Origin of the sequence: Aquibium pacificum (assembly GCF_040839445.1) — a bacterium.
GTDB classification, from domain to species: Bacteria; Pseudomonadota; Alphaproteobacteria; order Rhizobiales; family Rhizobiaceae; genus Aquibium; species Aquibium pacificus.
The window spans coordinates 710,371-730,621 of sequence record NZ_JBDPGJ010000002.1 but is presented as its reverse complement, the minus strand read 5'-3'; the positions used below and the strand labels follow the sequence as shown (position 1 = coordinate 730,621).

Annotated in this window: 20 protein-coding genes; 9 read left to right on the top strand and 11 right to left on the bottom strand. The window is 65.0% G+C overall.

Annotated elements, in window-relative coordinates; translation table 11 throughout:
* Positions 1-59 precede the first annotated feature (59 nt).
* The 5 genes from ytfR to ABGN05_RS09900 are packed head-to-tail and all read left to right on the top strand — an operon-like array spanning position 60 to position 5,324.
* Positions 60-1,586 (top strand): galactofuranose ABC transporter, ATP-binding protein YtfR, encoded by a 1,527-nt coding sequence (ytfR, locus tag ABGN05_RS09920; RefSeq protein ID WP_367953845.1) that lies wholly within the window; start codon positions 60-62, stop codon positions 1,584-1,586.
* A complete protein-coding gene (locus ABGN05_RS09915; protein ID WP_367953844.1) occupies positions 1,583-2,608 on the top strand; it encodes an ABC transporter permease in 1,026 nt (341 codons plus the stop codon). Before ytfR ends, ABGN05_RS09915 begins: the two co-directional genes overlap by 4 nt.
* Positions 2,605-3,585 carry a galactofuranose ABC transporter, permease protein YjfF gene (gene yjfF, locus ABGN05_RS09910; protein WP_367953843.1) on the top strand — a complete coding sequence of 327 codons (981 nt, stop codon included), beginning with the start codon at positions 2,605-2,607 and terminating at the stop codon, positions 3,583-3,585. The genes ABGN05_RS09915 and yjfF overlap by 4 nt, the downstream gene beginning before the upstream one ends.
* A 9-nt stretch (positions 3,586-3,594) precedes the next feature.
* Positions 3,595-4,326 carry a FadR/GntR family transcriptional regulator gene (locus ABGN05_RS09905; RefSeq protein ID WP_373695911.1) on the top strand — a complete coding sequence of 244 codons (732 nt, stop codon included), beginning with the start codon at positions 3,595-3,597 and terminating at the stop codon, positions 4,324-4,326.
* 59 nt (positions 4,327-4,385) lie between these two features.
* Positions 4,386-5,324: a 2-dehydro-3-deoxygalactonokinase gene (locus ABGN05_RS09900; protein ID WP_367953842.1), complete on the top strand. Its 939-nt coding sequence runs from the start codon at positions 4,386-4,388 to the stop codon at positions 5,322-5,324.
* Between the two features lie 31 nt (positions 5,325-5,355).
* On the opposite strand, the gene ABGN05_RS09895 is transcribed toward ABGN05_RS09900, so the two are convergent.
* The 4 genes from ABGN05_RS09895 to ABGN05_RS09880 form a co-directional block, all read right to left on the bottom strand.
* Positions 5,356-5,949, bottom strand: coding sequence for a DJ-1/PfpI family protein (locus ABGN05_RS09895; RefSeq protein WP_367953841.1), 594 nt, complete (start codon positions 5,947-5,949; stop codon positions 5,356-5,358).
* A gap of 82 nt (positions 5,950-6,031) precedes the next feature.
* Positions 6,032-6,883: a sugar phosphate isomerase/epimerase family protein gene (locus ABGN05_RS09890; protein WP_367953840.1), complete on the bottom strand. Its 852-nt coding sequence runs from the start codon at positions 6,881-6,883 to the stop codon at positions 6,032-6,034.
* A 26-nt stretch (positions 6,884-6,909) separates the two neighbouring features.
* Positions 6,910-8,082, bottom strand: a complete 1,173-nt coding sequence (locus ABGN05_RS09885) for a Gfo/Idh/MocA family protein (RefSeq protein WP_367953839.1) — start codon at positions 8,080-8,082, stop codon at positions 6,910-6,912.
* A gap of 145 nt (positions 8,083-8,227) precedes the next feature.
* Entirely contained in the window at positions 8,228-9,286 is a 1,059-nt protein-coding gene (locus ABGN05_RS09880; protein WP_367953838.1) for a sugar phosphate isomerase/epimerase family protein, read from the bottom strand.
* Between the two features lie 363 nt (positions 9,287-9,649).
* On the opposite strand from ABGN05_RS09880, the gene ABGN05_RS09875 reads away from it, so the two are divergent.
* Genes ABGN05_RS09875 through ABGN05_RS09860 form a run of 4 tightly spaced genes read left to right on the top strand, consistent with a single transcriptional unit; the run spans position 9,650 to position 13,486 of the window.
* The gene (locus ABGN05_RS09875) at positions 9,650-10,537 is read left to right on the top strand and encodes a sugar phosphate isomerase/epimerase family protein (protein WP_367953837.1); all 888 of its coding nucleotides are present in this window, start codon (positions 9,650-9,652) and stop codon (positions 10,535-10,537) included.
* Positions 10,538-10,596: 59 nt separating this feature from the next.
* Positions 10,597-11,766, top strand: coding sequence for a mandelate racemase/muconate lactonizing enzyme family protein (locus ABGN05_RS09870; RefSeq protein WP_367953836.1), 1,170 nt, complete (start codon positions 10,597-10,599; stop codon positions 11,764-11,766).
* Between the two features lie 2 nt (positions 11,767-11,768).
* Positions 11,769-12,497: a FadR/GntR family transcriptional regulator gene (locus ABGN05_RS09865; RefSeq protein WP_367953835.1), complete on the top strand. Its 729-nt coding sequence runs from the start codon at positions 11,769-11,771 to the stop codon at positions 12,495-12,497.
* Complete coding sequence (locus ABGN05_RS09860; RefSeq protein ID WP_367953834.1) at positions 12,494-13,486, top strand: hydroxyacid dehydrogenase; 993 nt, start codon at positions 12,494-12,496, stop codon at positions 13,484-13,486. Before ABGN05_RS09865 ends, ABGN05_RS09860 begins: the two co-directional genes overlap by 4 nt.
* Before the next feature lie 19 nt (positions 13,487-13,505).
* Here the strand turns inward: ABGN05_RS09860 and ABGN05_RS09855 are convergent, their stop codons facing one another.
* From ABGN05_RS09855 to ABGN05_RS09825, 7 genes are all read right to left on the bottom strand, one after another.
* On the bottom strand, positions 13,506-14,591 hold the full coding sequence (locus ABGN05_RS09855; protein ID WP_367953833.1) for an ABC transporter ATP-binding protein: 1,086 nt from the start codon (positions 14,589-14,591) through the stop codon (positions 13,506-13,508).
* A 2-nt stretch (positions 14,592-14,593) separates the two neighbouring features.
* Positions 14,594-15,697 (bottom strand): ABC transporter ATP-binding protein, encoded by a 1,104-nt coding sequence (locus ABGN05_RS09850; RefSeq protein ID WP_367953832.1) that lies wholly within the window; start codon positions 15,695-15,697, stop codon positions 14,594-14,596.
* A complete protein-coding gene (locus tag ABGN05_RS09845; RefSeq protein WP_367953831.1) occupies positions 15,694-15,951 on the bottom strand; it encodes a hypothetical protein in 258 nt (85 codons plus the stop codon). The genes ABGN05_RS09850 and ABGN05_RS09845 overlap by 4 nt, the downstream gene beginning before the upstream one ends.
* Positions 15,948-16,907 (bottom strand): carbohydrate ABC transporter permease, encoded by a 960-nt coding sequence (locus ABGN05_RS09840; protein ID WP_367953830.1) that lies wholly within the window; start codon positions 16,905-16,907, stop codon positions 15,948-15,950. Before ABGN05_RS09840 ends, ABGN05_RS09845 begins: the two co-directional genes overlap by 4 nt.
* 1 nt (position 16,908) lies before the next feature.
* Positions 16,909-17,814 carry a carbohydrate ABC transporter permease gene (locus ABGN05_RS09835; protein WP_367953829.1) on the bottom strand — a complete coding sequence of 302 codons (906 nt, stop codon included), beginning with the start codon at positions 17,812-17,814 and terminating at the stop codon, positions 16,909-16,911.
* Positions 17,815-17,901: 87 nt separating this feature from the next.
* Positions 17,902-19,215: an ABC transporter substrate-binding protein gene (locus tag ABGN05_RS09830; RefSeq protein WP_367953828.1), complete on the bottom strand. Its 1,314-nt coding sequence runs from the start codon at positions 19,213-19,215 to the stop codon at positions 17,902-17,904.
* Between the two features lie 329 nt (positions 19,216-19,544).
* Complete coding sequence (locus ABGN05_RS09825) at positions 19,545-20,213, bottom strand: TetR/AcrR family transcriptional regulator (RefSeq protein ID WP_367953827.1); 669 nt, start codon at positions 20,211-20,213, stop codon at positions 19,545-19,547.
* Positions 20,214-20,251 lie beyond the last annotated feature (38 nt).

The window sequence follows — 20,251 nt, the reverse complement described above, 5'->3', positions numbered from 1 at the left end:
GACTTCGGACGTCCCGTGTATGACGTTCGCCGGACGAGGGGGAGGAACCAGTCGAAAGGATGGACGCCGTGGCCGTCAGCCCGCCGCTTCTTTGCGCCGAGGCCGTTTCCAAGTCATTTCCCGGGACGATCGCGCTCGATCGCGTGGACTTCACGCTTCACGCCGGGGAAGTGCATGCCCTGCTGGGGGAGAACGGCGCCGGCAAATCGACGCTGATCAAGTGCCTGACCGGCGCCTACCGGCGTGACGCGGGCGATATCCGCCTGGAAGGACAGTCGATCGACCCGCGCAACACGCTCGACGCGCAGCGCTACGGGATCGGCACGGTCTACCAGGAGGTGAACCTGCTGCCGAAGATGTCGGTCGCGGAAAACCTTTTCCTCGGGCACCAGCCGATGCGCTTCGGCATGGTTTCGGGCCGACGGATGAACCGCCAGGCCAGGGAGACGCTGGCGCAGTACGGGCTGGCCATCGACGTGTCGCGCAGCCTCGACAGCTATTCGGTCGCAGTGCAGCAGGTCGTCGCGATCGCCCGGGCCGTCATGCTCTCCGGCAAGGTCCTGGTGCTCGACGAACCGACCGCCAGCCTCGATTCCCACGAAGTACACATGCTCTTCGACATCGTGCGCTCGCTCAAACATCGTGGGCTTGGGATCGTCTTCATCTCGCATTTCCTCGATCAGGTCTTCGAGATTTCGGACCGCATCACCGTCCTTCGCAACGGCCGGCTCGTCGGGACCAAGCCGACCGCCGACCTCGACCGCGTCGAACTGGTCAACATGATGCTGGGGCGCGACCTCGAGGGCGAGACGCGAACCACCGGCCGCAAGGACCTCCCGACCGCCGAGCCGAGGCTGGCGTTCCGCGGGTTCGGCCGCAAGGGCCGCATCACGCCGTTCGACCTCGAGATCAGGCCCGGCGAGGTCGTCGGCATGGCCGGCCTCCTTGGTTCGGGACGGACCGAGACGGCGGAGACGCTGTTCGGTCTCACGCCGCACGACAGCGGCACCGCCGCACAGGACGGCAGGCCACTGAGGCTCGCCTCGCCGCGCGACGCGATCGCCGCCGGCTTCGGCTTCAGCCCGGAGGACCGCAAGAGCGACGGCATCATCGCCGACCTGAGCGTACGCGAGAACATAGCCCTGGCGCTCCAGGCCCGCATGGGCTGGGCGCGTCGGCTGCCGCTGCGCCAGCAGAACGCCATGGCCGAGGATTTCATCCGCCGCCTCGACATCCGAACGCCGGACGCGGACAAGCCGGTCGGGCTCCTGTCGGGGGGCAACCAGCAGAAGGTGATGCTGGCGCGCTGGCTCGCCACCAACCCCGTCTTCCTCATCCTCGACGAACCGACGCGCGGCATCGACGTGGGCGCCCATGCCGAGATCATCCGGCTGATCGAGGAACTCTGCGCGGGCGGGATGTCGCTGCTGGTCATTTCGTCGGAACTCGACGAACTGGTCGCCTACAGCCACCGCGTGGTGGTCGTGCGCGATCGACAGCACGTCGCCGAACTGGTCGGTGAGGACATCACGACCGGCAACATGGTGGAAGCGATTGCGGCTTCGCAGGTGGAGGACGCCGCTTGACCGGTCTTGCACGGTTCCTGCGCCGCATCGCGCCCCAGCTCCTGACGCTGGCGGCGGTGATCGGCCTCATCGCGCTGGTCTTCCCGGGCTTCTTCCAGATCAGCCTCGCCAACGGGCGCCTGTTCGGCAGCCCGATCGACATCCTGAACCGCGGCGCGCCGGTCGCGCTGCTGGCGATCGGCATGACGCTGGTGATCGCGACCAGGGGCATCGACCTTTCGGTCGGTGCCGTGATGGCGATCTGCGGCGCGGTCTCCGCGTGGGGCATCACCGAAGGCTACGGACTGGCCGCCACGCTCGCCATGGCGCTGATCGCCGGGCTTCTGTGCGGACTCTGGAACGGCTTCCTCGTGGCGGTGCTGCGCATCCAGCCGATCGTCGCTACGCTGATCCTCATGGTGGCGGGGCGGGGCATAGCGCAGCTCATCACCGAAGGCGCGATCCTCACTTTCAACGACGAGAGCCTGATCTTCTTCGGCTCCGGCTCCATCCTGACCGTGCCGACTCCGGTCGTGATCTGGATCGCCACCGGTCTTCTCGTGGCATTTATCGTCCGCCGCAGCGCGCTCGGCATGCTGATCGAGGCGATCGGGATCAACCTTCGGGCCTCCGCGCTCGCCGGCGTCAACGCGCGGGTACTGCTCATCGCCGTCTACATGACATCGGGGCTGTGCGCGGCGCTCGCCGGGATCATAGCGGCCGCCGACATCCGGGGGGCCGACGCCAACAATGCCGGCCTGTGGCTCGAACTCGACGCCATCCTCGCCGTGGTCGTCGGCGGCAATTCGCTGCTCGGCGGCCGCTTCTCCCTCTGCGCCTCGCTCATCGGCGCGATGATCATCCAGGCGATGAACACGGGCATCCTGCTGTCGGGCTTTCCACCCGAATTCAACCTCGTCATCAAGGCGGCGATCATCCTCGTCATTCTCGTCCTGCAATCGCCGCGGGCGCACACGACTATGGTCTTCTTCCGGCGCACGCCGCAGGATGCGGCGGCGCGAACCCGGACGGTGCCGCAATGAACGCGCGACTTCTCCCGCTCACCGCGACGGTGGTGATCTTCATCGCCGCCTACGCCGTGTGCTATTCGCAGTATCCGAACATGCTTTCGACACGCGTGATCGGCAACCTGCTCACCGACAACGCCTTCCTCGGCATCGCCGCCGTCGGCATGACCTTCGTCATCCTGTCGGGCGGCATCGATCTTTCGATCGGCTCCGTGATCGCCTTCTCCGGCGTCTTCATCGCGGTGCTGCTGCGCGACACCGGGTTGCATCCGATCCCCGTCTTCGTCGCGCTTTTGGCGGTCACGACGCTGTTCGGGGCTAGCATGGGCGCGATCATCCATTTTCTGGAGATGCCGCCCTTCATCGTCACCCTGGCCGGAATGTTCCTCGCGCGCGGCATGGCCTACGTGCTGACGATCGATTCCGTCCCGATCACCCACGAGTTCTTCGACCAGTTGCAGGGTTTCTACTGGCTGATGCCGGGCAAGGGGCGCCTCACCTTCATCGGCGGCCTGATGCTGGTCACCTTCCTGGCGGGCATGATCGTTGCGCACCGGACGCGCTTCGGCGCCAATGTCTATGCGCTTGGCGGCGGCGTGCAGACCGCGCGTCTGATGGGCGTTCCCGTCGCCCAGACGACGATGGCTATCTATGCGCTGTCGGGATTCTTCGCCGGACTCGCGGGAATAGTGTTTGCGATCTACACTTCAGCCGGCTACTCGCTGGCCACGGTCGGAGTTGAACTCGACGCGATCGCGGCCGTCGTCATCGGAGGAACCCTTCTGACCGGCGGCAGCGGTTTCGTGGCGGGCACGTTCATCGGGGTGCTGATCATGGGCCTCATCCAGACCTACATCGTCTTCGACGGCTCGCTGTCGAGCTGGTGGACGAAAATCGTGATCGGGCTGCTGCTCTTCGCCTTCATCCTTCTGCAGAAGGGCCTGGTCCTGGTAACCAATCGAGAGAGGACGACGCCGCATCATGCGCGTTGAGACAGAACCGTGCTGAAGTCGGCAATCTCGGGCACCTTCGTGAGGAACAGCCATTCCCATGTGGTGAACGAGCTCGGTAAGTCCATCGTCAGCGGCGTCTACAAGCCGGGCACCGTCCTGCCCGGCGATGCGGAACTTGCGGCCCGGTTCGAAGTGTCGCGTACCGTCCTGCGGGAAGCCATGAAGACGCTCACCGCCAAGGGCCTGGTCGTCCCGAAGGCGCGCATAGGCACGCGCGTGACGCCACGCATCACGTGGAACCTGTTCGACGCCGACGTGCTCAACTGGCATCTGGACAGCGGCGTCGACCGCACCTTCCTCAATCACTTGTCCGAGATGCGCCTAGCTTTCGAGCCGTTCGCGGCGCGGCTGGCCTGCGCCAAGGCCTCGCGGCAGGACATCGACGCCCTCTACACCTGCGCCGAGGCGATGCGACGTGCCGATTCGGTCGAGGCGTTCGCACTCGCCGACCTCGATTTCCACATCGCCCTGCTCGATGCTTCCAGGAACCCTTTCATGTATTCCGTCGGGAACCTGATCGAGGCGGCTCTGGTGACCAGCTTCAGGATCAGTTCGCCCTTTGGTCAGCCGGACCGGCACATGACCAGTGCCGAGAACCACCGCCTGATCGTCGACGCCATCAGTGCCGGCGATGCCGACGCCGCGGCGAAGGCTGTCGAGGTTGTGATCGTCGAGGGCAGGGAACGGGTCGACGCGACGGTGGCAGCCGCATCCCCGTAGGAAAGACGATCGACGAAGCCGCGGCCCGGGTCCTCCCCGGTGCGCTTTCAGGGCGAGCAATGACATCGCAGACCGCAAGTTCGCGGCCCTTCGTGGCCGCAGTCGACTGGGGAACCACGAGCCTGCGCGTCTGGCTTCTGGACGAAACCGGCCAGGTCCTCTCCGAAACCCGCTCCGACCAGGGAATGGCGAAGCTGTCGCGCGGCGAATTCGGCGCCGTGCTGGAGCGGGAACTTGCCGCCCTTCGGGCACCTTCCGGACTGCCGGCGATGATCTGCGGCATGGCCGGCGCGCGGCAGGGCTGGAAGGAAATCCGCTATCTCGAAGTACCCGTCGCGGTGGACGCGATTCTGGAAGCGGCCACTCCCGTCGAGGCGGCGGCGCGACCGGTCTGGATCCTTCCGGGCCTCTGCCAGCGCGCACCAGTCGCCGACGTCATGCGCGGCGAGGAAACGCAGATCGCCGGCGCGGTCGCCCGTTTCGCGGCCGGCGACTACCTTCTCTGCCTGCCTGGCACGCATTCCAAGTGGGTGCAGGTGAAGGACGCGACGGTGACCGGCTTCCGGACCTTCCTGACGGGCGAGATGTTCTCGCTGCTGTGCGAGCACTCCATCCTGCGCCACTCGGTCGGTTCCTCGCGACAGGCGGACGGGCAGAGCCCGGTGTTTCGCGAGCGCCTGCGCACAGTGCTTGAGAACCCGTCCGCGCTGCCGTCCAGCCTGTTTTCGATCCGCGCCGAAGGCCTGTTGGGCGAATTTCCGCCGGACGCCGCCGCCGCCGCCCTTTCGGGCTACCTCATCGGCGCCGAGATCGCTGGCGCCCGCAGCCAGTTCGCGACTGCGGGCAACGAGGTGATCCTGATCGCCTCGGGTGGGCTGGCCGACCTATACTCGGCAGCGTTGGAGGAGGCGGGAATGACCACGACCGTCATCGACGCCGAGACCGCGGTGAGGACGGCCCTGTTCGAGGCTGCCCGGTTCAAGCTCCGGGGGAGTTGATACCCCGGAGCTGCAAAACGACCGCCCCAGATCAGCTGTGGCGGATTTCCGTGCCCAGGACCTTCAGGCATTCGCGGATGAAGGCTGCGAGCGCGGTCCAGCCCTTGGCGGACACCATGGTGCCGTCGACATAGGCTTCCGTCGGCGACAGGTCGATGTAGGTGCCGCCCGCGAGCGTCACCTCGGGTTCGCAGGCGCCCAGCGCGCCGACCTTCTTGCCACGCACCACGCCGTCGACCGCGACCAGGATCTGTACGCCGTGGCAGATGGTGAAGATCGGCTTCTGCGTCTCGTGGAAATGCCGCACCATCGCCTGCACGCGCTTGTCGGTACGGATGTATTCCGGCCCGCGTCCGCCGGCGCAATAGACGGCGTGATACTGGTCGAGCTGCCGCTCGGCCTCCGAGAAGGTCTTGTTGATGTCGGCAAGGTGGCCGTACTTCTCGGTGTAGGTCTGATGCCCCTCGAAGTCGTGCAGCGAAGTCTGGATCTTGTCGCCCGCGTTCTTGTCCGGGCACACGACGTGGACCGTGTGGCCGACCGCCTCCATCGCCTGCTGGAACACGAAGATCTCGTATTCCTCGGTGAATTCGCCGGTCAGCATCAGTATCTTCTTGCCAGGCATTCTTTCCTCCCTTGGTGGCCGTGCGGCCGTCCTCTGTGTGTCAGATTCGGCTTCGGGCGCCGTCGATCGGCGTGCCCATCATTCAGGCGGCGCGATCCAGATGCGCGCGGATATGGCGGTAGCCGTCGCGGTAGACGGCTTGCGGGCTCTCGGCCAGGTCGCGCCAGACCTTGGTGGCGGCGGCGAGATCCTTCAGCGCGCGGCCGAACGCCTCGATGGTCAGCCAGCCGTCATAACCGCTGGCGCGGATGGCCGCGAAGGTCTCCTCCCACGGAATGTTGCCCGAGCCGGGCACGCCACGGTCGTTCTCCGAGATGTGGACGTGCACGATGTTGCGCAGGTTGCGCGTGAAGGCCTCGACCGGCGCCTTCTCCTCGATGTTGGCATGGAAGGTGTCGTACATCGCCCGGATGTTCGGATGCCCGATCACGTCGATATGCGCGGAGAGGCCTTCCATCGTGTTGAGGAGGTAGCACTCGAAGCGGTTCAGCGCCTCGAGCGCGACGGTGACCCCGCGCGCGGCCGCGTGTTCTCCGATCTGCCGCTGCACCTCGACCGAGCGCTTGAATTCGTCCGCCGTCGGTCCCTCACCCGAAAAATACCCCAGCGGCGAATGCAGCGGCCCGCACAGGATCTTCGCGCCCAGAGCTTGCGAGCAGTCGAGCGCCCATTTCACCTGCGCCACGCCCGCCGCCCGCTCGGAAGCGTTTGCCGAGATCAGGTTCATCGCAGGATCGCCGATCGCAGCCACCGCCGTCCGTTCGAGACCGATCTGGTCGAGCATCCGGCCGAGCCGCGCGTAGTCGTCCGGCTGTCCCTCGAAGACCGGCACCTCGACGCCGTCGAAGCCGGTCACCTTCAGGTCTTCCAGCAGCGCCCGGTGATCCTGCGAGACGGAGGTCGTCCACAGGAACATGCACATGCCGATCTTCATGGATCCTCCTCCGCCTCCGCCCCCGGCTAAAGCTTGGTCCAGGCCGCGTTCTTGGCTGACGACTTCACGCAGGCCTCGACGAAGGCGACACCCTCGACGCCGTCGGTGACGGTCGGAAAGACCACGTCCTTCGCAAGCTTCCCGCCCTTCTTGCGCGCGGCGCGAATGGCCCTGGCGGCCTCGGCATAGATGTTGGCGAAGCCTTCCAGATATCCCTCCGGATGCCCGGATGGCGTGCGGCTGACACGTCCCGCGGCAGCGCCCGCCCCGGCCCCGCCGCGCGTGATCAGCTGCTTGGGCTGGCCGAACGGCGTGAACCATAGATGGTTCGGCTGCTCCTGCTCCCACTCCAGTCCGCCCTTGGTGCCGTAGACTCGCAGCTTCAGCGCGTTCTCGTTGCCGGGCGCCACCTGGCTCGCCCAAAGCATCCCCTTGGCGCCGCCCTTGAAGCGCAGCATCACATGGGCATTGTCGTCGAGGGGACGGCCTTCCACGAAGGCGGTCAGATCGGCCAACAGCCTGTCCAGTTCCAGCCCGGTGACGAAGCGGGCGAGATTGTAGGCGTGGGTGCCGATGTCGCCGGTGGCCCCGCCGACGCCCGACTGCTTCGGATCGGTGCGCCAGGCTGCCTGTTTCTGACCGCTGGCCTCGAGCCGCTCGGTCAGCCAGTCCTGCGGATACTCCGCCTGCACCACCCGGATGTCGCCGAGCTGGCCGCTGGCGACCATCTCGCGCGCGTGCCGCACCATGGGATATCCGGTGTAGTTGTGGGTGAGCACGAACAGCTTGCCGCTCTTTTCCACGAGCTTCGCCAGCTTCTTCGCGTCACCAAGGCTGGAGGTCAGCGGCTTGTCGCAGATGACGTGGATGCCGGCCTCCAGGAAAACCTTCGCCGCCGGCCAGTGCATGTGGTTGGGCGTGACGATCGCCACCGCCTCGATGCCGTCCACGCGCTTCGCCTCGGCCTTGGCCATTTCCTCGAAGGACCCGTAGCTGCGCTCCGGATCGAGGCCGAGCTCGGCCGCCGAGGCTTTCGCACGCTCCGGATCCGACGACAGCGCGCCGGCGACCAGCGTGAACTCGCCATCGAGGCGTGCCGCGATGCGGTGCACGCCGCCGATGAAGGCACCCTGCCCGCCGCCGACCATTCCGAGCCGGATCGGCCCGGCGCCTGTCTCGATCCGCTTTCCGCTGACCATTTTTTCCTCCCGAAGGTGCGGCTAGATTGGGGGAATATGGGAATGGGGGAGTAAGACAGCAGGGCAGTAGGGAAGCTTGAAGGCGCCGCAGCCGCTTTCGTACCCTACTGCCCTACTCCCCTATTCCCTTACTCCCCGGCCCCTCTCACTCGATCCCCATCATCTTCCTGAGCGCCGCGCGGTCCGTGGCGCCGCCAGCGAAATCGTCGAAGGCCTTCTCCGTCACGTCGATGATGTGGTGGGCGATGAAGGGCGCGCCCTCGGCGGCGCCCTGCTCCGGATGCTTGAGGCAGCACTCCCACTCAAGCACCGCCCATGAATCATAGCCGTACTGCGTCAGCTTGGAGAAGATGCCGGAGAAATCGACCTGCCCGTCGCCCAGCGAGCGGAAACGGCCGGCGCGGTCCACCCAGCCCTGGTAACCCGAATAGACGCCCTGGCGGCCGGTCGGGTTGAACTCGGCGTCCTTCACGTGGAAGGCCGAGATGCGCTCGTGGTAGATGTCGATGAAGGCGAGGTAGTCGAGCTGCTGCAGCACGAAGTGCGACGGATCGTAGTTGATCGTGCAGCGCTTGTGGCCGGCGAGCTTGTCCAGGAACATTTCGAAGGTCGCCCCGTCGAAGACGTCCTCGCCGGGATGTATCTCGTAACCGACGTCGACGCCGGCGTCCTCGTAGGCGTCGAGGATCGGCTTCCAGCGCCGCGCGAGTTCGGAGAAGGCCTCGTCGATCAGCCCCTCGGGGCGCTGCGGCCAAGGATAGAGATAGGGAAACGCGAGCGCACCGGTAAAGGAAACGGAGACGTCGAGGCCGAGATTGCGCGAGGCTTTCGCAGCCAGCATCATCTGCTCGACCGCCCATTGCTGGCGCGCCTTCGGATTGTTGTGGACCTCGGGCGGCGCGAAGCCGTCGAACTGCGCGTCGTAGGCCGGATGCACGGCGACGAGTTGGCCCTGCAGGTGGGTCGACAGTTCCGTGACCTCTACTCCCGCCTCGGCGCAGGCGCCCTTCACCTCGTCGCAGTAATCTTTCGATCCGGCGGCCTTCTTCAGGTCGAACAGGCGCCCGTCCCAGGTCGGTATCTGGACGCCCTTGTATCCGTGCCCCGCCGCCCATTTGGCGATCGACGGCAGCGAGTTGAACGGCTCGGCATCGCCCGCGAACTGGGCGAGAAAGATCGCAGGTCCCTTGATCCGCGTCGGCATGGTGAAGCTCCTCCCTCCTCGATGCGCGGCCAGCCTAGTGAAGCTGCCTGACCTCCGCAACGAACATTGCGTGCTCACGCTCTGGTATTACCAAAAGATGCTTCGCGTCAAGAATGCGGAAAGCTGGAACGCAGGCAATCCAACGTCGAAAATGCGAGTTTTTTCGTTTTGCCTCATGCCATTAAGCCGCTTCTCCCGCGACTTCGGAGCGATCCTTGCGGCGCGGCGGAATCTGCGATAGTTGTCGTTCCGCGCCTCATTTGGTCGAACCAGATCATTCCAATCGGTTTGTCTTTGGAGGGAGGAGAACGCCTGCGGTCGCGCGCCGCCGGCGGAGCATTCGAACACGTTAGGGAGCGAGCTATGCATCTTTCGACACACAACTGGATGCGCGCCGAACCGCTGGAAACCACACTCAGGCGGATCAAGAAGTTCGGCTACGAGTCGATCGAGATCTCGGGCGAACCTGAGCAGTACAAGACGAAGGAGACGCGCGCGCTTCTGAAGGAGCACGGCATCCGCTGCTGGGGCTCCGTCACGCTGATGCTCGGCGAGCGCAACCTCGCGGCAAAGGATCAGGGCCAGCGCGAGCGCTCGGTGCAGTACGTCAAGGACGTGCTGACGATGGTCAGCGAACTCGAAGGCGAGATCATCACCCTCGTGCCGGCCACCGTCGGCAAGGTCGTGCCGGACGGTACCGAGGAGGAAGAGTGGACGTGGGTGGTCGATGCGACCCGCGAATGCTTCAGCCACGCGAAGAAAGTCGGCGTGCGCGTCGCGGTCGAGCCGCTCAACCGCTTCGAGACCTACCTGTTCAACCGCGGCGAACAGGCGCTGGCGCTGGCCGACGCAGTCTCGCCGGAGTGCGGCGTCTGCCTCGATGCCTATCACATCCACATGGAGGAGTTCGACGTCGAGGAAGCAATCCGGAAGGCCGGGAAGCGGCTGTTCGACTTCCACGTCGCCGACAACAACCGCTTCGCCGCCGGGCTCGGCACGATCGACTGGAAGAAGCTCGTGGGCATTCTCAAGGACGTCGGGTACGACGGCGCGCTGACCAACGAGTTCGTCGCGCCGGTCGACCGCACGCCGGCCAACCGCTACCCGGACATGGTCGAGCGCAACCCGGTCGACATCTCGCCCGAACAGCTCAAGTTCATCCAGGACCACGGCTCCTCGGTGCTGACCGAAAAATTCTACACCGACCAGATGCGCATCACGGCGGAAACGCTGCTGCCGCTGATGAAGTAACCGTTTCCCGCGAGATCCCGCGCCGCCCTTTGCGGGCGGTGGCGGAGAGGCTTCCCTAGATGCGCATCAAAGACGTCCAGGCATGGTGGGTGCGGATACCCATCGAAACGGCGAAACAGCACCGAAGCGATTTCGGCCGCCTGACCACATTCGATTCCGCCATCCTGCGCATCGAGACTGACGACGGGCTGGTCGGCTGGGGCGAAGGCAAGAACGCCGCCGGCAGCGCGGGTGAGTATGCCGCCCTCGTGCATCTCCTGAACACCGAGGTCGGCCCGAAACTCATCGGCCGCGACGCCGGCGACATCACCGGTACCTGGGAGATGCTTTACAACGGCGCGCGCCACGAGAGCGCGGCCGCCGCCGGCCATGCCATGCCGGGCCTGTCGCGGCGCGGCCTCACGGTGGCGGCGATCAGCGCCGTCGACATCGCGCTCTGGGACATTCTCGGGAAATCGCTCGGGCAGCCGGTCTGGCAACTGCTCGGCGGACGCAAGGCCGACCGGCTTCCGGCCTACGCCTCGGGCGGATGGGCACAGGCCGACAAGATCGGCGACCAGCTGAAGTCCTACATCTCGTCGGGCGGGTTTAAGGCGGTGAAGATGCGGGTCGGTGCCATGGACGGCGCTCCGCACGTTTCGGCCACCCGGGTCAAGGCGGCGCGCGAGGCCCTCGGACCCGACGTCGAGATCATGGTCGACGCCCACGGCACCTATACCGTCGGCGACGCCAAGCGCTTCATGCACCTGGCGGAGGATTGCGACCTCGCCTGGTTCGAGGAGCCGGTGATCGGCGACGACAAGCCTGGCATGGCGGAGGTGCGGGCGGCCTCGACCATTCCCATCGCGGCCGGCGAATCCGAGACCACGCGCTTCGCGTTCCGCGACCTCGCGGTCCACGGCGCCGTCGACATCTTCCAACCCGATCCGGCCTTCTGCGGCGGCATCACGGAGGCCATGCGCATCGGCGCCATCGCCAGCGCGTTCAACCTTCGCTTCGCCCCACACCTTTGGGCGGGCGCGCCGTGTTTCTTCGCCGGGCTTCACATCTGCGCGGCATCGCCGGCGAGCTTCATCATCGAATTCTCGCTCGGCGCAAACCCGATGATCCACGATCTGGTGGAGGAAGAGGTTGCGGCACGCGACGGGATGGTTGAAATACCGGATCGTCCGGGGCTCGGCTTCACGATATCCGAGAAGTTTCTGGAGGCTCACATACACCGGGCTTGACCATGAAAGAAAACAACCTGCTGCCGGATCTGGCAGCCTACCTCTATGCCTCGTCGAGTCCCGAGAGCCGGCGCACGCCCTCGGAGCGAGAACTCGCGGAGCATTTTTCGGTCAGCCGCGGCCAGATCCGCGAGGCGCTCGCCATCCTCGAAGCGATGCGGATCGTCGAACGCCGCGCCAAGTCGGGCATCTTCCTCACCACCAAGCAGGCGAGCGTGGAGGCGATGGCGCTGTTCGCCAAGGCGGGCCTGCCGCTCGATCCGATCCAGATCTACGAATCGGTGGAACTCAGAAAGATCCACGAGATCAAGGCCGCCGAACTCGCCTGCACCCGGGCGACGGAGGAAAATTTCGTACGCCTGCGCGAAATCCTGAAGACGTCGGAGGAAAGGTTGTCGGCGGGCGAAGGGCTCGCGCGCGAGGACAGGGACTTCCACCTCGAGATCGTACGCGCGACCAAGAACAGCGTCTTCTACAAGGTTTGCAGCGTCTACTATGTCATGGGCGAACAGCGCCTGCCGATCTATTTCAACGAACCGGAGCGCGGGCGCAAATCGCACGCAGAGCACATCCAGATCTACGAGGCGCTGGTGCGTCGCGACGGCAACCTGGCGCAGGCGCTGATGAGCGCCCACCTGCAAGGGGCTGAGAGCTACTGGAAGGGCATCATCGACGGGTCCGCGCTGTCCGCGGCGCGGATCGAGGACGACCTGACGGTCGCCGCGAAATGACCGGCCGCTCCGGCCGCCCGACGATCTTTTCCACCAACGACATCCATCCGCGGGCCGTCGAGATGCTTTCCCCGGCCGCCGAATTCGTGGTCGCAAGCAGCCCGACGCCAGAGGCGATCCTCGCGGAGGCGGGTACGGCAGACGTGATCATCGTGCGCGCGCCCCTGCCGCCGGCGCTTTTCGACGCCGCGCCCCGGCTGCGGGCAGCGATCCGCCACGGCGCCGGGCTCGACATGATCCCGATCGAGGACGCCACGCGTGCCGGCGTGCTGGTGGCCAATGTACCGGCCGTCAACGCGCCGACGGTCGCCGAGCACGTCGTCATGGCGATCCTTGCCCTCCTGCGCCGGTTCCGCATGGTCGACCGCGACCTGCGCCGGGACGGCTGGTTCGCCGGGCGCTCGCATGCCGACCACGGCCACGATCTCTCCGGCCGGCGGCTCGGCATCGTCGGCATGGGCAATGTCGGCCGCACGGTGCACCGGATGACGCAAGGGTTCGGGCTTTCCGTGTCCGCGACGACCCGCACCCCGGACAATCTTCCCGATGGGGTGGCGGCAGCCGAACTGGAGACGCTGCTCGAAACCAGCGACGTCGTCGTACTCTGCTGTCCCCTCACCCCGCAGACCAAGGGGTTGATCTCGCGTGAGCGGATCGCGCAAATGAGACCCGGCGCGCTGCTCGTCAACGTGTCGCGCGGCGCGGTGGTGGACGAGGAAACGCTCATTGAGGCGCTGCGGGACGGCCACCTCGGCGGCGCGGCGCTCGACGTCTTCGCCGACCAGCCGCTCGATCCGCAAAGCCCGCTGTTCTCTTTCGACAACGTGATCCTGACGCCGCACATGGCCGGCATCACCGAAGAGAGCATGCAGCGCATGGGCGAAGGCGCCGTGCGCGAAGCGCTGCGCGTGCTGTCGGGAGGACTGCCGGAAAACCTGCGCAATCCGGAGGTGGTCGCACGCTACCGGGAACGATTCCCGTCCGGTTGAACTCTCCGCCCGTCCGACCTTACCCGACCGCCAGGTTGCGCCCGCTCGCGCGGTCGAAGAGCACCACCTTGTCGGCGTCCCAGCCGAAGCGGACGACCTCTTCGATGCGCACGCGCTCGCGCGCCGGGACCGTCGCCTTTAGCGTCGTCTCGCCGGCGCGGAGCGTGAGGATCTTTTCCACCCCGTGGTCCTCGATGTCGTGGATGGTCGCCTCGCCCGGCCCGCCACTCTCGAGCCGGATGTCCTCGGGCCTGATGCCGAAGATCAGCGGCTTTCCTGCGTTGCCGTTCACCTGGGCGGAGACGCGGCCGCTGACGGGAAAGCCCGTCCCGGAGCGCGCGACCACCGCCTGGCCGTCCGCGACGTCGCCGTCCAGAAGGTTCATGGGCGGCGAGCCCACGGCGCGGGCGACGAAGGTGTTCTGCGGCCGGTTGTAGATCTCGTATGGCGTGCCGGTCTGCACCAGGCGCCCGCCGTTCAAGACGCCGATCCGGTCGCCCATCGACATTGCCTCGATCTGGTCGTGCGTGACGAACAGGAAGGTGGCGCCGAGTTCCATCTGCAGGTTCTTCAACTCCGTGCGAAGCGCCTCACGCAGCTTTGCGTCCAGCGCGGACAGCGGCTCGTCCATCAGGAAGACACGCGGCTTGCGCACGATCGCCCGTCCGATCGAGACGCGCTGCATCTCGCCGCCCGAGAGCCGGTCGGTCTTGCGGTCGAGCAGGTGCTGGATGCGCAGGGTCTTGGCCACACGGTCGACCCGCGATGCGATCTCGCTCGGCTCGACCCGCCGGATCTTGGACTTGAGCGGGAATTCCAGGTTCTCCCGGACGGTATAGCGGGGGTAGAGCGAATACTGCTGCAGCACGAGAGCCACGTCGCGTTCGGCCGCGCCCCATTCGCCAACGTCGACGCCGTCGATCAGCACCGTGCCCTGCGTTGGCTTGTCCAGTCCGGCGACGATGCGCAGCGTGGTGGTCTTGCCGGCCCCCGTCTCGCCGAGAAGAACGAAGAACTGTCCGTCCTCGACCTGCAGATCCAGGTTCTTCAGCGCCGTCTTGGCGCCGAAGACCTTGGTAACGTTCCTGAGTTCGATATGGGACATGGTCAGAGCCTGATTCCCAGCGACTTGCCGCTGCCGGTGTCGAAGAAATGCGCCTGCGCGGGGTCGATGCGGGCGTGCACGACCTCGCCGGGCCGTGGCACGAAGCCCGCCGGCGTGCGGGCGCGCAGCATGCCTTCGCCGACCTTCAGGTCGACGATGTCATGCGAACCGAGCGGCTCGATGATGTGCGCTTCGACGGGGACGTAGCCTGCCTGCGGCTCGCGCGAGACGAGCACCCCTTCCGGACGGATGCCGAGCGACAGGCCGCCGGCGCCATGGCCGTTCAGCTTGCCCAGCAATTCGCGGGGAAACTCGAAGCCGGAATCGCCCGGATCGTAGTGGACCCGAACCGCTCCTCCCTCTTCTTTCACGGTCGCTTCCGACACATTCATGACCGGGCTGCCGACGAACTGGGCGACGAAGAGGTTCTGCGGACGGGCGTAGACCTCGTCCGGCGTGCCGACCTGCTGGAGGACTCCCTCGTGCATGATGACGATACGGTCCGCCAGGCTCATGGCTTCGACCTGGTCGTGCGTGACGTAGATTGTCGTCGAGCCCTGCTTCATGTGAAGGCGCTTGATCTCGGCGCGCATCTGCTCGCGCAACTTTGCATCGAGCGCGCCGATCGGCTCGTCCATCAGCATCGCCTTGGGCTTTCGCACCAGCGCGCGGCCGATCGCGACGCGCTGCATGTCGCCGCCCGAGAGGGCCGAAGGCTTGCGGTCGAGGAGATCGGTGATGCGCAGGACGCGGGCGACCTCGCGCACGGAGGTGTCGATGTCGGCCCTGCTCATTCCCGTCGCCCGCAGCGGGAACGCGACGTTCTCGTAGACGGTCATGTGCGGGTAGAGCGAGAAGGACTGGAACACCATGGCGATGTCGCGGTCCGAGGCCTTGAGATGCTGGACCGGCTTGCCGTCGATCAGGATGTCGCCCTCATCGATCGTCTCCAGTCCTGCGACGGCGCGCAGCGTCGTCGTCTTGCCGCAGCCGGACTGGCCCAGCATGACGATGAATTCGTTGCCGGCGATCTCCAGGTTCATGTCCTTGATGACCTGGACGCTGCCGAACCATTTCTGCACGCCGCGAAGCTCGATATGCGTCATGTGCGCGCCCTGACCTTGCCGTCGTGATGGTCGGAGACGTCGAATACGTCGTCTTCGACATCTTCCTCGGTCCCGATGGAACCGGGTCCGATATGCGAGGTGACGAGGAAGCAGACCAGGCCAATGAGAATGATCGTCACCCCGTAGCGGTGCAGGAAGAAGTTCCACGGCTGGCACAGTGCCACGATACCGAAGATCATCAGCCACATCGAGCCGGGCTCGAAATAGCGGCGGTTGATTTCGCGAAAGCTCATTTGCGGATCGCTCCGAAGCTCATGCCCCTCAGCAGATGGTTGCGCAGGAGGAAGGTGAAGATGGCCACCGGAATCAGGAACAGGAAGGTTCCGGCCGCGATCACCGTCCAGTCGGGAAGCCCCGACCCGACCTGGCTGGGGATGAAGGGCGGCGCGGTCTGCGCGTCGCGGCGCGTCATGATCAGCGCGAAGGCGTATTCGTTCCAGGCGATGAGGAAGCAGAACACTGCCGTGGCGGCAATCCCGGTCGCGGCCTCCGGAAGCACGATCTTGAAGAAGGCTTCCATGCGCGTGTAGCCGTCGACGAGCGCCGCTTCCTCGTATTCCTTCGGTATTTCGTCGATGAATCCCTTCATCAGCCAGACGGAGAAGGACAGGTTGAAGGCGGTGTAGAGGATGATCAGCCCGAGATGGGTGTCGTTCAACCCGAACCAGCGATACATCAGGAACATCGGGATCGCCACCACCACGGGCGGAAGCATTCGTGTCGACAGGATGAAGAACAGCCAATCCTGTTCCCCGGCCACCTTGAAGCGCGAGAATCCGTAGGCCGTCAGCGTGCCCATGCCGACGGCGAGCACGGTCGAACTGATTGCGACGATCAGCGAGTTCATGAAGCGGCTCGGATAACCGGAGAGCTGCACGTTGCCCTTCCCGTCGCGCACGATCTTCTCGCCACCGTCGAAGACGAGGCGCTCCCACCACGGCGCTTCCGCGTATTCCTCCGCCGTCGGCTGCTCGCGCAGTTGCGAGCGGCGCAGGAAGAGCTTCACGAAGGGAGAGATCTCGGGCTCGAAGACGACCGTCGGCGGGATCGTGGTGGCGAGGTTGCGCGGCTTGAAGGCCGTCGCGGTGATCCAGTAGATCGGCGCCAGGAAGATGATCGTGATGATCAGGACGGCCACGACCGCCAGCCGGTTGAGCGTGACCTCGGAGGTTGTCTTGACGGCAGCCACCTTAGCGCTCCTTCACCTTGTTCAGGTACTTCACGTAGATGTTGGTGATGCCGACCACCATGATGAGCATGATGTAGGCGAGCGCGCTGGACATGCCGGTCTGCCATTCCTGGAAGGCCATCTTGTAGAGGCGGATCGAGATCAGCTCGGCGGACGGCTGGCTGGTCAGGATGAAAGCGAGGTCGAAGGTCTTGAACGCCTCCATCGTTCGGAAGATGATCGCGATCATCAGGATCGGCGCCACCAGCGGCAGCGTGATGCGGAAGAACGTGTAGAAGGTCCCGGCGCGGTCGATCGCCGCCGCCTCGTAGAGGTGCTTCGGCACCGCCGAGAGGCCGGCGAGCGACAGGAGCATCACGAAGGGAGACCACATCCAGATGTCGGTGATCGCGACCGCATAGAGCGCCATGTCGGGATCGGACAGCCATTCGAAACGGCCGAGCCCCAGCGCATAGTTGATGATGCCAAAGGAGGGATCGTAGAGCAGTTTCCAGAACAGCCCGACCACCGCCATCGACAGCATCATCGGCAGCAGTAGCAACGTCGTGATCAGTCCCTTGAAGGGTATTGTTCGGTTGAGCAGCATCGCCACGCCGAAACCGACGACCACCTGGCCCGTCACCGAGACGATGACGTATTTCGCTGTGATGGCGAAGTTCGACCAGATGAACGGGTCATTCAGCAGCGCGCGATAGTTCGCAAGCCCAACGAAGTTCGCCGGCGCATTGGTGGACGCGCGGAAATCCGTGAAGGAATAGCCGAGCGAATAGAGCAGCGGAAAGATGTTGAACACGATCAGGAACACGATCGTCGGAATGATGAAGGCATTGCGGATCGTCAGATCGCTCCAGCCGCGGCGTGCGGCGCGCGATTGCGGATCCAGCGTTGTCATCGCCAAGGTGGCCAAACCCTGCTCCTCTCCAGAGTTCGAACGCGGAACCAGCCCGCTAGGAAATCGGGGGGCGGCGCGAGACCGCCCCCTGGTCTCACATGTCTACTGCTTGTAGCGGTCGTACTTCTCGAAGGTCGCCTTCCAGTCCGCGGCGAGCGCGTCCAGAGCTTCCTTGGCGCTACCCTCGCCCGCCGTGACATACGGATAGATCCGCTGGTTCATCTGGATCAGCAGCTCGGCATATTCCGGCGTCGCCCAGAAGTCCTTCACCTTGAACATGGTCTCGTAGAAGGCCTTGTTGTAGGGCGTGGCGTTCTGGAACTCGGGCGATTCCAGCACCTTGGCGCTGGCGGTGTAGCCGCCGAGTTCGGCCCAGCGCTTCTGGGTCTCGTCCTTGATGAACCATTCCAGGAATTTCATCGCCTCTTCCTGGTTCTCCGAATACGAGATGACCGAGATGCCCTGCCCGCCGAGCGCAGCGAACTGCGCTCCGCCGGGACCCGCCGGATTGGCGAAGAAGCCGGTGCTCTTGGCGTTCGGATTGGACGCCTCATTCACCAGCGCGGGGAAGAAGGCGAAGTAGTTCATGCTCATCGCCGCCAGGTTCTCGGTGATGGCCTGGTTGTTCTCGACGAAGAAGGTCTTGGCCCAGCCCGGAGGCGTGAAGCCGTAGAGCTCGCGGTACATCTCGAGCGCCTTGACGTTCTCTTCCGAGTTGATGATGCCGTCGACCTCGTAGGTGGCGTAGTCGCCGAGCTCGCCGCCGTAGGAGAAGATGGCGTTCTCGACGCCCATGACGAGTCCGTCATAGGAGTTGTCGGTATAGATGGCGATGCCGTAGCGGTTCTGATCCGGACGGTGGAAAAACTCCGCGATGTCGCGCATCTCGGCCCAGGTCTTCGGCGGAGCCAGATCGTAGCCGTACTTGGCCTTGAACGCCTCCATCTCCTTGGGATCCTCGAACCAGTCCTTTCGGTACGACCAGCCGACGGCGTCGCCCTCGGCGGGAATCGCCCAGAACTTGCCGGAGCCGGACGGATATTCCGCGTAGTACTTCACCGTCGCCGGGGCCATTACCTCGCCGAGATTGTGCTTGTTGAAGAACTCCGTCAGGTCGACATAGTGTCCTGCCTCGGAGGCGGCGCCCAGCCACTGCGAATCGCCGACGACCATGTCGTAAGCCGAACCCTGGGCGTTGAATTCGGTGAAGGCCTTCGTCTGGAAGTCCTGCCACGGCGTCGTCTCGACCGTGACCTTCACGCCGGTCTCGGCCTCATATTCGTTGACGAGTTCCTGAAGGTAGTTCGCCGGATCCCATTCAGCCCAGAAGATCGTGAGTTCCTGTGCGAATGCGGACGTCGAATAGGCAAGCGAAGCTGCTAAACCGGCTACCAAGCCGGCGACTCTAATGCGCATAATGTTTTCCTCCCATCTATGCACCTACCGTCGCGAAGTGCCTGCGCCAGGCGCCGGCACGGGTAGTTCCTTGAAGCATCTGCGTCGAAAGGGGCTCTCCTCCACCCCTCCATCCGCTCACCCGAGAGCCATGCTTCCCGGCAGACAGATACTCATCTGGTATTACCAAACCTACGGGACCGTCAAGACCCTTATCCCGAGGAGGGCTCCTTCACTTAAGCCGCTCAACTCCTTCCTTTCGTTACATTCAACCGATTTACCGTACTCGGCTAAAAAAGCATTCCCTTTTCGGACGTCCGGCTGTGCGGGCATCCGCTTCTGCAACTGGTCTAACCAGATTCCGCATCGTCCGACCCGGTTGCCAGGTCTGCCCGATCCTTTATGACGGAGCGCACCAGCGCGCCCGCTGCCCACAGCGCCACTGCCTGCGTGCGCTCGGCGTCGAGCCCCCAGATGTCCTTGAGAACCACCAGCGCCTCGACCCCGAAGATGAGGGAGAGCGCCTGCGCCAGCCTGCGATATTCATCCTCGGGAATCGTCCCACGCAGGGGGCGCAGCGCATCCTCCAGGAGGTCGATCCGGTGGCCGCGGGTGAATTGCGGCTCGTCGCCCAGCAAACCCGCCTGGCGCTTCGCCCATTGTTCGAGCGACAACTTCAATGCGGCCTTGAAAGTGGCCTCGAAGTCTTCGATGCGCGGCAGCGAGGAGCGGAAAAGGTCTTCGACGCGCTCGCCCACGTCGGTCGCGGAGCTCTCCCAATCGAGGATCGGCCCCAGCGCCTCGTCCACCACGGCGTGGACCAGGGCGGACTGGCTCGGGAAATAGCGATAGGCGGTCGCCCGTGACACCTCGGCCGCCTCGGCGACTTCGCTGACCGACGGCGTCACGCCCGATTGCATGAGCCGCGTGGCCGTCTCCAGCATCAGCCGGCGGGTCCGCGCGCGGGGTCCGCGCTCCGGATCGCCTTCCTGGTCGATCGATTGACGTGAGACATCCATGTCAATATGATACTCTCGTCTCACAGAAACGCAATGCC